11 protein-coding genes are annotated in these 13,795 nt (G+C 63.3%); 9 read left to right on the forward strand and 2 right to left on the reverse strand.

What is annotated here, in order from left to right:
* From ACOCG7_RS06470 to ACOCG7_RS06495, 6 genes are all read left to right on the forward strand, one after another.
* Positions 1 to 1,914, forward strand: a complete 1,914-nt coding sequence (locus ACOCG7_RS06470) for a (Fe-S)-binding protein (protein ID WP_421377287.1) — start codon at positions 1 to 3, stop codon at positions 1,912 to 1,914.
* Between the two features lie 4 nt (positions 1,915 to 1,918).
* Entirely contained in the window at positions 1,919 to 3,103 is a 1,185-nt protein-coding gene (locus ACOCG7_RS06475) for an electron transfer flavoprotein subunit alpha/FixB family protein (protein WP_073431110.1), read from the forward strand.
* Positions 3,100 to 3,885, forward strand: a complete 786-nt coding sequence (locus ACOCG7_RS06480; protein WP_073431109.1) for a drug:proton antiporter — start codon at positions 3,100 to 3,102, stop codon at positions 3,883 to 3,885. Before ACOCG7_RS06475 ends, ACOCG7_RS06480 begins: the two co-directional genes overlap by 4 nt.
* Positions 3,886 to 3,958: 73 nt before the next feature.
* Positions 3,959 to 5,272 carry an aromatic ring-hydroxylating oxygenase subunit alpha gene (locus tag ACOCG7_RS06485; RefSeq protein WP_073431108.1) on the forward strand — a complete coding sequence of 438 codons (1,314 nt, stop codon included), beginning with the start codon at positions 3,959 to 3,961 and terminating at the stop codon, positions 5,270 to 5,272.
* Positions 5,273 to 5,305: 33 nt separating this feature from the next.
* Positions 5,306 to 6,544, forward strand: a complete 1,239-nt coding sequence (locus tag ACOCG7_RS06490; protein ID WP_073431107.1) for a hybrid-cluster NAD(P)-dependent oxidoreductase — start codon at positions 5,306 to 5,308, stop codon at positions 6,542 to 6,544.
* Between the two features lie 138 nt (positions 6,545 to 6,682).
* Positions 6,683 to 7,540 carry a glycine betaine ABC transporter substrate-binding protein gene (locus ACOCG7_RS06495; RefSeq protein WP_073431160.1) on the forward strand — a complete coding sequence of 286 codons (858 nt, stop codon included), beginning with the start codon at positions 6,683 to 6,685 and terminating at the stop codon, positions 7,538 to 7,540.
* Positions 7,541 to 7,634: 94 nt separating this feature from the next.
* Here ACOCG7_RS06495 and purU read toward each other — a convergent pair whose 3' ends face one another.
* Complete coding sequence (gene purU, locus ACOCG7_RS06500) at positions 7,635 to 8,510, reverse strand: formyltetrahydrofolate deformylase (protein WP_421377291.1); 876 nt, start codon at positions 8,508 to 8,510, stop codon at positions 7,635 to 7,637.
* Positions 8,511 to 8,636: 126 nt separating this feature from the next.
* Positions 8,637 to 9,551 (reverse strand): choline sulfate utilization transcriptional regulator, encoded by a 915-nt coding sequence (locus ACOCG7_RS06505; RefSeq protein WP_421377293.1) that lies wholly within the window; start codon positions 9,549 to 9,551, stop codon positions 8,637 to 8,639.
* Between the two features lie 144 nt (positions 9,552 to 9,695).
* On the opposite strand from ACOCG7_RS06505, the gene betC reads away from it, so the two are divergent.
* The 3 genes from betC to ACOCG7_RS06520 all read left to right on the forward strand — a co-directional run bounded on the left by betC (position 9,696) and on the right by ACOCG7_RS06520 (position 13,666).
* Complete coding sequence (gene betC, locus ACOCG7_RS06510; RefSeq protein WP_421377295.1) at positions 9,696 to 11,234, forward strand: choline-sulfatase; 1,539 nt, start codon at positions 9,696 to 9,698, stop codon at positions 11,232 to 11,234.
* Positions 11,235 to 11,295: 61 nt separating this feature from the next.
* Positions 11,296 to 12,249, forward strand: coding sequence for a choline ABC transporter substrate-binding protein (locus ACOCG7_RS06515; protein WP_090518820.1), 954 nt, complete (start codon positions 11,296 to 11,298; stop codon positions 12,247 to 12,249).
* Between the two features lie 268 nt (positions 12,250 to 12,517).
* Entirely contained in the window at positions 12,518 to 13,666 is a 1,149-nt protein-coding gene (locus ACOCG7_RS06520) for a porin (protein ID WP_073431103.1), read from the forward strand.
* Positions 13,667 to 13,795 lie beyond the last annotated feature (129 nt).

Raw genomic sequence — 13,795 nt, forward strand, 5'->3', positions numbered from 1 at the left:
ATGAGCCCCGTGTTTGTCATCACCGTCCTGCTGTGGCTGTCGGTGGCCGGCCTCGCGTTCGCGCTCGCCAAACGCGCCGCTTACTGGCGCGAAGGCCGCGCCACGGCGGCGGGCGCCTACGGCTGGGCGAATCTGCTGTCGATTCCCAAGCGCTACTTCGTCGATCTGCACCATGTGGTCGCGCGCGATCCGTACATCGCCAGGACGCACGTCGCCACCGCGGGCGGCGCGATCCTCGCGATGGCGCTGGTGTTCGTCAACTACGGGCTGGCGATTTACTCCGTGTGGCTCGACCGGCTGATTCTCCTCGCCGCGCTCGTGATGCTGGTGGGCGCGGTATTCGTCTGGCGTCGCCGGCATGGCGCGAAGGCGGTGCCGGCGCGGCTTTCGCGCGGGCCCTGGGATCATCTGCCGCTGCTGCTCGGTTCGTTCGCGCTCGGCCTCGTGCTGTTCGTCGCGCTGCCGGCTTCGGCGATGTCGGGTGCGCTCGCGATCATCGTTGCGTTGCTGATCGCGGCGGGCGCGTTCACGATGACGTTCGGCGCGGCGCGCGGCGGCCCGATGAAGCATGCGCTCGCCGGTCTGCTGCACCTCGCGTTTCATCCGCGCCAGGAGCGTTTCGCCGAGCGCAACGATAGCGACGTGGTGCCGCCGACCGCGCTAAAGGCGCCGCTGCTCGACGCAAAGGAATACGGCGTTGGCAAGCCGGTCGAGTTTCGCTGGAACCAGTTGCTGAGTTTCGACGCGTGCGTGCAATGCGGCAAATGCGAGGCGGCGTGTCCCGCGTTCGCCGCCGGCCAGCCGCTCAATCCGAAGAAGCTGATTCAGGACCTGGTGACGGGCATGGTGGGCGGCACGGACGCCAACTATGCGGGCAGTCCCACGCCCGGCATTCCGCTCGGCAAGCATGCCGGCGCGCCCGGCAAGCCGCTGATTTCCAGCCTGATCGAAGCGGATACGCTGTGGTCGTGCACGACTTGCCGCGCCTGCGTGCAGGAGTGCCCGATGCTGATCGAGCACGTCGACGCGATCGTGGACATGCGGCGCAATCAGACCCTGGTCGAAGGCAACGTGCCGGGCAAGGGGCCGATCACGCTCGCCAATCTGCGCGAGACGGGCAGCGCGAACGGTTACGACATCGGCGCGCGCTACGACTGGGCGGTCGATTTGCAAGTGCAGGTCGCGCAACCGGGGCGTCACGTAGAGGTCTTGCTGATCGCCGGCGAAGGCGCGTTCGACATGCGTTATCAGCGCACGCTGCGCGCGCTGGTCAAGGTGTTGAATCGCGCGGGCATCGACTACGCGGTGCTCGGCGGCGTGGAAACCGATACCGGCGACACGGCCCGGCGTCTCGGCGACGAAGCCACCTTCCAGCAACTCGCGCGGCAGTTGATCGGCACGCTTTCGCAGTACTCGTTCCGCAAGATCGTCACCGCCGACCCGCACGTGCTGCACAGCCTGCGCAACGAATATCGCGCGCTGGGCGGCTTCTACGAAGTGCAGCATCACACGGCGCTGATCGACGAACTGGTCGCGAGCGGCAAACTGTCGCCGCGCGCGGTGGCCGCGTTGGCGGAGCGCAAGATCACCTATCACGATCCATGCTACCTGGGCCGCTATAACGGCGAGACCGAAGCGCCGCGCCGCTTGCTGAAGAGCATCGGCATCAAGGTGGTCGAGATGGAGCGCAACGGCATGCGCGGGCGTTGCTGCGGCGGCGGCGGCGGTGCGCCGTTGACCGACATTCCCGGCAAGCGCCGCATTCCCGACATTCGCATCGACGACGCCCGCACGGTCGGCGCGGAAATCGTCGCGGTGGGTTGCCCGAATTGCACGGCGATGCTCGAAGGCGTGGTGGGACCGCGGCCTGAAGTGCTCGACGTTGCCGAACTGGTTGCAGCGGCGCTGGAGTAACGCGATGAACACTCTCAAACGAATCGATCCGCGCCGGCCGTTCATCATCACGGCGGATGGCCTCAGGCGCATCACGCTCGGTGCGACCGGCGTGGCCGGGTCGGCGGACTTCGCGGCGGCTGGCTCGGCGGGCCATCATCGCGAGCAGGCCAAGCCGCGCCGCACGAGCGCGACGCCGCAGCGCGTGTTGCTGGTTGCCGCCCATGCGGACCGCGGCGCATTGGACGACCACGCGCGTCAAACGCTGGCCGCCGCCGCATTGATCGCTGACACAACCACCGAAGTGGTGCTGCTGGTATTCGGCGAGTTCACCGGCGAGGCCGCCGCGCTCGGCATGCTCGGCGTGGATAAGCTGATCGAATTGCCGATGTTCGACCGCCGCAAGTTTGCGCCGATCGACGAATTGAACGCGTTGGCCGCATGCGTCGCGGCGTATGCGCCGGTCCATATTTTCCTGCCCGACAACGCGACCGGCGACGGCGACCTCGGCCGCCGCTATGCGGCTGCCGCCAATGCGAGCGTCGCAACGCATGTGGTGGAGATCGATGCCACGCACGTCGCGGCTTATGTGCGGGCGAATACCGCTTTCGCCGCGCGCTCGCTGCCCGAAGTGGTGCTGCTCGCGCCGAACGCCGTCGATCCGAAATTGCCGTTTGTCGGCGCGGGCGAGCGGGTTGTGTGGCGCGTCGACGGCGAGCCGGTTTCGTCCAAAGGCGCCGTGCGCGACCTCGGCATCGAGGAAATCGACGCCGCGCAACTGGCGCTCGAAGAAGCGGATTTCATCGTCTCGGCGGGCAACGGCGTGAGCGACGTCCCCGCGTTCGAGCGTCTCGCGTCCACCTTGGGCGCGGCGATCGGCGCAAGCCGCGTGGCCGTGGACGACGGCAAGTTCACGCGCGACAAGCAGATCGGCGCGACGGGCAAGACGGTCGAGGCGAGCGTCTATATCGCGTTCGGCATTTCGGGCGCGGTGCAGCATCTGCAAGGCATCAAGGATTGCCGTCACGTGATCGCGGTGAATCTCGACGCCAGCGCGCCGATCGCCAAGCGCGCGAATCTCACCGTGATCGCCGACGCCCAGGAAACCATCGCCGCGCTGAACGAAGCCGCATCCGCGGCGCGCACGGCGCGCGGAACCGGCGCGGCCTTATTGAACTCGACGGCACCGGCCGAGGGAGCGCTCGCATGAAGATCGCCGTACTAGTTTCCGTGGGCCGTCATCCGGTGAGCGGCGCCGCGCGCTACAGCCGCAACGACGCCGCCGCGCTGACAATGGCGCTCTCGCTCGCGAAAGCGCACAACGCGACGCTCGACGTGCTGCACGCGGGCGATCCGTCGAATCCGGCGCTCAACGAATATCTCGCGCTCGGCGCGCGCTCGGTCGAAGTGCTCGAATTGCCGGCGACGCCTGAATTTCAGGCCGACGCCGCCGCGCCGCTTGCCGCGCGTCTGCGAGGTTACGACCTGGTGCTGACCGGCACGCGTGCCGAAGGCGCATTCGACAGCGGCATGCTGCCGTATCGCGTCGCTCATGCGCTGGAGATGCCGCTCATCGGCGCGGCGGTCGATCTGACCTTGCGCGACGGTTGCGCCGAAGTCCGGCAATTCATGCCGAAGGGTTTGCGCCGGCGCGTCGAGGTGCAACTGCCTGCCTTGCTCGCGGTGCATCCGATGGCCAACGCCGTGCCGAAGTATGCGTATGCACGGCTGCGTGAAGGCACGATCCGCCCGGTCGCCACGCGTAGTGAGAGCAAGTCCCGCGACCCCGACTCCGTCGCCTGGACAGTTCGCCCGGCCAGCGCCAAACCGGTGCGCCTCGCCGCCGCCGAAAAGCGCTCCGGCCACGCCCGCATGCTCTCGGCAACGACGACCGAAAGCCGTGGCGGCAGCGTCGTAATTGAAGGGAGTTCCGTCGAAAAAGCACAAGTGATACTCGCGTATTTGCGCGAGCATCAACTCGTGGATTACTGATTTCCCATTCAGGCCAGCGCGCGACCAGGAGGGCCTGGCGCGGCACCAGACGTGATACGCAACGGAGCACACAATGAAAGTTTCCGCAGACGTTCGCGCAATGATCGAACGCCGCAAGAAGAATCACACGCTGGAAGCGCCGTTCTATACGAGCGAGGATATTTTCGCGCTCGACATGGACGCGATCTTCCGCCAGCACTGGATTCAGGTCGCAGTGGAGCCGGATGTGCCGGAACCGGGCGACTACATCACGGTGGAAATCGGTCACGATTCGATCCTGATCGTGCGCGACGACGACATGCAGGTGAGGGCGTTTCACAACGTCTGCCGCCACCGCGGGTCGCGGCTGTGCAACAGCGAGAAAGGTTCGCTCGGCAATATCGTCTGCCCGTATCACAGCTGGACGTATAGCCTGACCGGCGACCTGATGTACGCCGAGCACATGGGCGATCAGTTCGACCGCTGCAAGCACAGCCTGAAGTCCGTGCACCTCGAAAACCTCGCGGGCCTGATTTTCATTTGCCTCGCGGAACATCCGCCGGCCGACTTCGCCGTGGTGCGCGCCGCGATGGAACCGTATCTGCTGCCGCACGATCTGCCGAGCTGCAAGATCGCGGCGTCGATCGACATCATCGAGGAAGGCAACTGGAAGCTCACGATGGAGAACAACCGCGAGTGCTATCACTGCGTCGCGAACCATCCCGAGTTGACGATTTCGCTCTATGAATACGGCTTCGGCTATCAGCGCACGCCGGCCAACGAGGAAGGCATGGCCGCGTTCGAGGAAACCGTGGCGCGCCGCACCGCGCAGTGGGAGGCGATGAATCTGCCTTCGGCGGAAATCGAACGGCTCGCCGATCTCGTCACGGGTTTCCGCACGCAACGCTTGCCGCTCGATCGCGACGGCGAATCGCAGACACTCGACGCGAAAGTCGCCTCGAAGAAACTGCTCGGCGGTTTCGAGCAAGCCGACCTCGGCGGCCTGTCGTTCTGGACGCAGCCGAATTCATGGCATCACTTCATGAGCGACCATATCGTGAGCTTCTCGGTGATTCCGCTGTCCGCCGGCAAGACGCTCGTGCGCACCAAGTGGCTCGTGCACAAGGACGCGCGCGAGGGCATCGACTACGACGTGAACAACCTCACGGCCGTGTGGCGCGCGACGAACGATCAGGACCGCGCGCTCGTCGAATACTCACAGCGCGGCGCGACGAGCAGCGCCTACGAGCCGGGTCCGTATTCGCCGTTCACCGAGGGCCTGGTCGAGAAGTTCTGCGAGTGGTACATCGGCCGCATTGCCGATTACGACAACGCACCCCAAACCAGCGACGCGGGCAGTACCGCGCCGCTACCGCACGGCGAAAAAGTCGTGTCGTTCAAGCGCTGAGCGCAATACCGCAACCAGGAGCGGGAGAAAACAATGATGCGCGATCAGGCGACGTTTCAGCTCAGGACCGAGCCGGCTCCCAACCGCGTGACGCAACCGCGGTTCTGGGAGACGCTGCCGGCGCGTTGGAACAGCGATACCGACGACACGCTGGTGTGCTGCCAGGTCCGCCAGGAAACGCACGACGTCAAAAGCTTTTTCTTTCGCGCGCCGTCGGAACGCGCGTTCGTGTTCGAGCCGGGGCAGTTCATCACGCTCGAACTGGAGATCGACGGCGAGGCGGTGAATCGCTGCTACACGATTTCGTCGCCGCCAACGCGACCGCATACGATTTCGATCACCGTGAAGCGGGTGCCGGGCGGCAAGGTGTCGAACTGGCTCCACGACAATCTGCATGCGGGTTCGCAGGTGCGCGTGCTTGGACCTTCGGGCGAGTTCACCTGCGCGCGGCATCCGGCGCGCAAGTTTCTGTTTTTGTCGGCGGGCTCGGGTATCACGCCGTTGATGTCGATGAGCCGCGCGCATCACGAACTGGGTCAGGACAGCGACATCGTATTCGTGCACAGCGCGCGCACGCCGGACGACATCATTTTCGCGCGCGAGCTCGATCTGATTGCCTCGAATCAGGCGCATTTCCGCACGGCGTTCGTGTGCGAACGGCTCGGCGCGCGCACGAATTGGCCTGGCGTGACCGGCTTTCTTACGCTGCCGCTGCTCAAGCTGATCGCGCCGGATTTCCTCGAACGCGAGATCTTCACTTGCGGGCCCGCGCCGTATATGCAGGCCGTGCGCAATTTGCTGGACGAGGGCGGATTCGATCGCAGCCATTATCACGAGGAAAGCTTTTCGTTCGAGACGGTGAGCGAGGTCGCCGCCGAATTGACGACCGCGCATGTCGCGGATGCGTTGCAGACAGCCAGTGCCACGGTTCCCGCTACCGCGGAGAGCTTTGCCGAAATGCGCGCAGAGGCGCCGGGTTTTGCGCCCGCGCCGGTCGAGTCGACGGACACGAAATTCAAGGTGAGCTTTGCCAAAAGCCATCGCGAGATCGAATGCGGCAGCGGTCAGCATGTACTGGATGCGGCGAAGAAAGCCGGCGTTCGGCTGCCCGCATCGTGCACGCAGGGCATGTGCGGCACGTGCAAGGTGAAGCTGGTGTCGGGTGAAGTCGCGATGAAACACGCGGGCGGGATTCGTCAGCGTGAGATCGACCAGGGCATGGTGCTGCTGTGCTGCAGCAAGCCGCTCAGTGATCTCGTCGTCGATAAGTAAGACAAGAATCGGACCCGGATTTCGGGCGAGGTCGCATGCGGACAACTGCATGTCGGAAAACAACGTTACCCGGCCTTTCTGGCTGGCGATTCTAAATGCTCAATGGGTTGTTTTTTGGACGGCGAACGGGAGATGGCGATGAGACTGATCAAAAAGATATTGGTGTTGAGTACCTTGAGCGCGGCGCTGGCGGCAAGCAGCGTTAGCGTGTCGGCCGATACGAAGCCGACCATCAAGATCGGTTACGTGGAAGGCTGGGACGACAGCGTGGCGACGTCCAACGTGGCCGCGCGCGTGATCGAAAAACGCCTCGGTTATCAGGTGCAACTCGTGCCGGTCGCGGCCGGCGTGATGTGGCAAGGCGTGGCGCGCGGCGATCTGGACGCGACGCTCTCCGCGTGGCTGCCGGTCACGCACGGTGCGTACTGGAATAACTTCAAGGAGAAGGTGGTCGACCTCGGCCCGAACTTCAACGACGCGAAGATCGGTCTGATCGTGCCGGAGAATGCCGACGTGAAGACCGTGGGCGATCTGGAAGCGAAGAAGGCGGAATTCGGCGCGCGCATTGTCGGTATCGACGCGGGCGCGGGCGTGATGCAGAAAACCAGCGAAGCGATCAAGGCGTATGGGCTGAACTATACGTTGATGCCGAGTTCGGGCAGCGCGATGACCGCCGAACTGGCGCGCTCGGAAGCGGCGAGCAAGCCGATCATCGTGACCGGCTGGAAACCGCACTGGATGTTCGCGAAGTACAAGCTCAAATTCCTCGAAGACCCGAAGAAGGTATTCGGTGAAGCGGAGCACGTGGATAGCGTCGTGAATCCGGAACTCGAAAAGAAAGCGCCGCCGGTCGTCGCGTTCCTGAAGAAGTTTCAATGGAAGCCGGGCGAGATCGACAGCGTGATGCTGGCGACGCAAAACGGCGAGAAGCCGACCGCCGCCGCCGATGCATGGATCAGCGCGCATGGCGATCGCGTGGATAGCTGGGTGAAGTGATCGCCTTGTTCTTGTGAAACGGTTGCCGCTTTAAAAGAGCGGCAACTTCTAAAGAAAACGCCGCTTTTTAGCGGCGTTTTTGCTTATTCTCTGCTTATTGCAGCACGACGGTTCGATCGCCGTTGATAAACACGCGCCGCTCGATAAACGCCTTCACCGCTCGCGCCAGCGTGATGCATTCGACGTCGCGTCCCGTGGCGAGCAGCCGCTCCGGGCCGTAAGCATGATCGACGCGCTCCACCACCTGCTCGATGATCGGGCCTTCGTCGAGATCGTCGGTCACGAAATGCGCGGTTGCGCCGATCAGCTTCACGCCGCGCGCATGCGCCTGGTGATAAGGCTTCGCACCCTTGAAGCCGGGCAGGAACGAATGATGGATATTGATCGCGCGCGCCGCGAGCGCGCGGCTCGTTTCGCCGGAAAGAATCTGCATGTAGCGCGCGAGAATCATCAATTCGGCGCCCGAGGTCTCGAACAGATCGAGCAGGCGCACCTCCTGTTGCGGCTTGGTGTCGGCGGTGATCGGCAGATGATGGAACGGCAGGCCGTGCTGCTGCGCAAGCGGTTCGAGGTCGCGATGATTCGAGCCGATGCCGACGATGTCCATCTTCAACTCGCCCATGCGCCAGCGGAATAGCAGGTCGGCGAGACAGTGTTCGAGTTTCGACACCATGATGAGCACCTTCGGCCGCGTGCCGACATCGTGCATGGCCCATGTCATCTGAAAGCGCTCGGCGATGACGGTGAATTCACGCTTGAGCGCCGCGATGTCCAGGCTCTCCTTGCTCTCGACGCCATGAAACACGCAACGCACGAAGAAGCGCTCGCTGAGGTCGTCGTCGAAAACGGTCAGTTCGTCGATATAGCAATGATGCCGGTCGAGAAAGCCGACAACGGCGGCAACCTGGCCCGCCGCACTCGGACACGCGACGGTGAGAACCAGTTGATCGGGACGGGAATCGGCGGACATGCGCTCTCCACATAGACGATAAGGCGACGCCGCGGGGCGCGGCATGCATCATCGCAGTAGAGCAAATCAACCGGACGCGCGGATAGAAGCTAACCGCCGTCGCGCTGGAACGGGAACGTCAGGCGCTCATTCGGCGTCGAGTCCGCATTCGCCCAGCAGCCATTGGCGAAACGCGCTGATGACCGGCGTGGCCGTGCGCTGCGTGACGAGCAGATAGCCGCGCCCGGTGACGAGCGGCGTATCGAACAGTTCGACCAGTTGCCCGGTAGCGAGGAGTTCATCGACGAGCGGCGCCCAGCCGAGCGCGACGCCCTGGCCCATGATCGCGGCGTGAGCCACCAGGGTATAGCTGTTGAACGTGATGCCGCGATGCGCGGCGGGCGCGTCGAGGCTGTGCGCGGCGAACCAGTCGGCCCATGAAAGCCAGCGCGCCGGCTGAGTGGGTTCGAGATGCAGCAGCGGCAGATTCGTCAAGTCCGCGGGCGTGCGCAACGACGGATGCGCCGCGACAAACGCGGGGCTGCACACGGGCGTCACGCGTTCGGGAAACAGCTTGACCACGCCGCGCGCGGTCCAATCCGCATTCTCGTCGCCGAATGCAATCGCAATGTCGGACTGCTCGTGCGATGGGTCGAACACGTTCTGCGAGGTGATGATCTTCACGTCGACGTCCGGCATCAACGCCTTGAATTGCGACAGGCGCGGCATCAGCCAATACGTGGCGAAGCCGAAATCGGTGGAGAGCGTGAGCGTTTGCGGCGTGCGCCGCGCGCGAATCTCGGCGGTGGCTGCGCGGATCGTGCCGAGCGCGTCGTGCACGGCTTCGAAGAGACGCACGCCGTCCTCCGTCAGTGTGACGCCGCGGTGGCCGCGCTCGAAGAGCGGCGCACCGAGCGCTTCTTCGAGCTGCACGACGCGCTGACTCACCGCCGGCTGCGTCGAACCCAACTCGCGAGCGGCCGCCGTGAAGCTGGCGAGCCGCGCGGCCGATTCGAACATCGTCAACGCCTGCATCGGCGGCAAGCGATCCTGCCTCGACATAACGCCCCCTTATAGGCACATAACGATTTGCCGTCTTCACAGCGGCGAATTGGACGGCAATAGTGGTGTTGCTGCCCGGCCTGATTCATCCGCTTGCAATGCCATTTGCTCCAACATTTGCGATTCTATTCGAGGCACGTTCCAATGCTTGACACCAAAAAGAATATTCTTATTCTCATGGCCGACCAGATGACGCCTTTCGCGCTTGCCGCTTATGGGCATCGTCTGACGAAAACTCCCAATCTCGATCGCCTCGCGAAGCAGGGCGTGGTGTTCGAGTCGGCGTATTGCGCGAGTCCGTTGTGCGCGCCGTCGCGCTTTTCCTTTTTGTCGGGCAAGCTGCCGTCCGCGATCGGCGCTTACGACAACGCAGCGGAATTTCCGTCGCAAACACTGACGTTCGCGCATTATCTTCGGGCGGAAGGATATCGCACGATCCTGTCCGGAAAAATGCATTTCTGCGGCGCCGATCAATTGCACGGTTTCGAGGAACGGCTCACCACCGACATCTATCCCGCCGATTTCGGCTGGACGCCCAACTGGGACGATTTCGAAACGCGCCCGACGTGGTATCACAACATGAGTTCAGTGATCGACGCGGGTCCGTGCGTGCGCACCAATCAACTCGACTTCGACGACGAAGTCACGTTCACGACCCGGCAAAAGCTCTTCGACATCGCGCGCGAGCGTCATGCCGGTAAAGACGCGAGGCCGTTCTGCCTGGTCGCCTCGCTCACGCACCCGCACGACCCATACGCGATTCCGCAAAAGTACTGGGACATGTATCCCGACGAATGCATCGACATGCCCGCGTATCGCGATTCGTTCGACGAAGCCGATCCGCATTCGAAGCGCTTGCGGCACGTCTCTCAAACCGACCGCACGCCGCCGACCGACCAGCAGATCCGCAATGCGCGCCGCGCTTATTACGGCGCGATTTCCTATGTCGACGATCAGTTCGGCGCGATCCTCGATGCACTCGAACAGGCGGGCCTCGCCCAGGACACGATGATCGTCGTGACATCGGACCACGGCGAGATGCTCGGCGAGCGCGGCCTCTGGTACAAGATGACGTTCTTCGAAGGCGGCTGCCGCGTGCCGCTGATCGTGCATGCGCCGCAGCAGTTCGACGCGCATCGCGTGCAGGCGTCGGTATCGCATCTCGATCTGTTGCCGACGCTCGTCGAATTGGCGCGTGGCGAGTTGCCCGCCGTGTGGCCGGATTCGCTCGACGGACAAAGCCTCATGCCGCATCTGCGCGGCGCCGGTGGCGGGCACGACGAGGCGATCGGCGAATATCTGGCCGAAGGCGCGATAGCGCCGATCGTGATGCTGCGGCGCGGGCAGTTCAAGTTCATCCACACGCCGGCCGATCCCGATCAGCTATACGACGTCGCGGCGGACCCGTTCGAGCGCGAGAACCTTGCCGCGCGCGCCGAATACGCGCTGCTAGTGGCGGCGCTGCGCGAGGAGATCGCGCGACGCTGGGATCTCGCCGCGTTGCACGAGGAGGTTCTGAAAAGCCAGCGCCGCCGTCATTTTCATTTCGCGGCCACGACGCAGGGCACGGTTGCGTCGTGGGACTGGCAGCCGCTGGTGGATGCGAGCCAGCGCTACATGCGCAACCACATCGATCTCGATACGCTGGAAGCGATGGCGCGCTTTCCCGCCGTCGCGCACTAGTTGCCGCCCGGTGTTCCGCTCGATATCCCGCTCATGATTCACCCACCTACAGGAAGCCGACATGATGAAAAAGCTCTTGAAACAGGCCGTATCCGGCGCCGCGCTCTTTTGCGCCGCGGCCACTCTTGCTTCGGCCGCGGAGCCGCAGTCGTGCACGCAGGTCAACATGGCGGGGCCGGGCTGGACCGACATCGACGCGACCAATGCGATGACCGGCGTTGTACTGAAGGCGCTCGGCTATACGCAGAAGGTGGCGAACCTGTCGGTGCCGATCACCTATCAGGGCTTGAAGAAAGGGCAGATCGACGTGTTCCTCGGCAACTGGATGCCGGCGCAAGCGCCGGTCGTCAAGCCGTTCGAGGAAGAGAAATCGATCGAGGTCGTGCATCCGAATCTCACCAACGCGAAGTTCACGCTCGCGGTGCCCGATTACGTGGCGGCCGCCGGTGTCCACTCATTCGCGGACCTCGCGAAGAACGCCGACAAGTTCGACAATAAGATCTATGGCATCGAACCGGGCGCGCCGGCCAACCAGAACATCAAGAAGATGGTCGACGACAAGGCGTTCGGCCTCGGCAACTGGAAAGTCGTCGAATCGAGCGAGACCGGCATGCTCACGCAGGTGGAGCGCGCGGTGCGCGAGAAGAAGTGGATCGTGTTCCTCGCCTGGGAGCCGCATCTGATGAACACGAAGTTCAAGCTGACCTATCTCGACGGCGGCGACAAGTACTTCGGGCCGAATTACGGCGGCGCCACGGTCAATACGGTGGTGCGCAGCGGTTATGCCGCGCAATGCCCGAATGTGGGGCGCCTTTTCAAACAGCTTACGTTCAATGTCGATCTGGAAAACGGCGTGATCACCGAAGTACTGGAAAAGAAAACAGGCGTCGACGTCGCGGCCACCGAAGCGCTCAAGCGTCACCCGGAACTGTTGAAGTCGTGGCTCGACGGAGTTAACACGGCTAGCGGCGCGAATGGCTTGCAAGCGGTGCAAACCGCCCTCGGCGTGAAATAAAGCGGCATTCGTGGCGGCAAGGTCGCCAGGCGACAGATTCATGTCGCATGCGGTTGATTCGCCATAAATCTGGACTCGTATTCTTGACCCGTCGAGGCAGGCAAGCCATGCGGATTGACTGCCTCGACGCCAGCTCCACTCCGTTTCAGTCAGTCCCAGCCGGTTTCGAACTGCCCTCATGCGAGAAACGCCGCGCGTCGAATACAACGCCCGGCAAGGATCGCTTCATCCAACGAAATACGCAGGCAAAGAGCAGGGGAGAATCTAGATGAAGAAGAGAAATGCCGCCAGTCTTTCGGGACTCGCTCTCGCGGCCAGCGCCGCATTCGCGCCCACGGCTGTTCATGCGCAAAGCAGCGTCACGCTGTACGGCATTCTGGACGCCGGCATCACTTACGTGAACAACGCAGGCGGCGCCCACCAGTTCAAATTCGATGACGGCATTTCGTACGGCAACCGGATCGGCTTCAAGGGCGTGGAAGATCTCGGCGGCGGCTTGCAAGCCGTGTTCGTGCTCGAATCGGGCTTTCACCTGGGCAACGGCCAGCTTGGATTCGGCGGCGCCGAATTCGGACGCCAGGCTTATGTCGGCCTGAAGAACTCGTGGGGCACGCTGTCGTTCGGCAATCAGCTCGACATGACCGAGGAGTTCGTCTATCTGTACAACATCTCCGCATGGGCGAGCGGCTACGCGATCCACCAGGGCGACTTCGACCGCATGAACGGCGACCGTCTGCCGAATTCGGTCAAGTTCCTGTCGAGCGATTTCTCGGGCTTCAGTTTCGGCGGCATGTATTCGTTCGGCAATACGGCGGGCGACTTCCATCAGAAAAGCGCGTGGAGCGTGGGCGCACGTTACGAGCACGGCGCGTTCAACATCGGCACCGCTTATACGCAGTTGAACAACCCGTACGGCATCTATGCGTTCGATCCGTATGCGATGATCGGCACGCGAAGTTTCCTCGGCCGGCCGACTGTTTCGGTCGATCCGGCAACCGGCGCGGTGACGGATCTGTATAGCTCGTCATCCTTTCCGGTCGATAAGCAAGGCGCGTTCGGCATTGGCGCCGCCTATACGATCGGCAAGCTGATGCTGACCGGCGACTTCACGTACACGACCATCAAGGGCCTGGGTCAGACCTCGCACATGCAGGTTTATGAGGGCGGCGCATCGTACAACTTCACGCCTGCGCTCGCGTTGTACGGCGGTTATCAGCACACGCGCTTTGAAGGCAATCACTGGAATCAGGGATCGCTGGGCCTGCATTACCTGTTGTCCAAACGCACGGACGTATATATTTCCGGCGACTATCTGCGCGCGTCCGATGGCGTGAATGCGGTGATCGGCTATAGCTTCGCGCCGTCCACGTCGAACACGCAGTCCGACGTGCGGATCGGCATGAAGCACGCGTTCTAGGCGATATTCATCGCTTTCGCGCGGGGGCGGCTTCCCTATCGAGGAGGCCGCCCCCGCGCTTTGTCGTCTTCCGATCCTTGCAATTCGCTTTCGCGACTCGCGCGTGGGCTTGCAAAAAATCATCGTCCA

Origin of the sequence: Paraburkholderia sp. DD10, from assembly GCF_049177125.1 — a bacterium.
Classification (GTDB): domain Bacteria; phylum Pseudomonadota; class Gammaproteobacteria; order Burkholderiales; family Burkholderiaceae; genus Paraburkholderia; species Paraburkholderia terricola.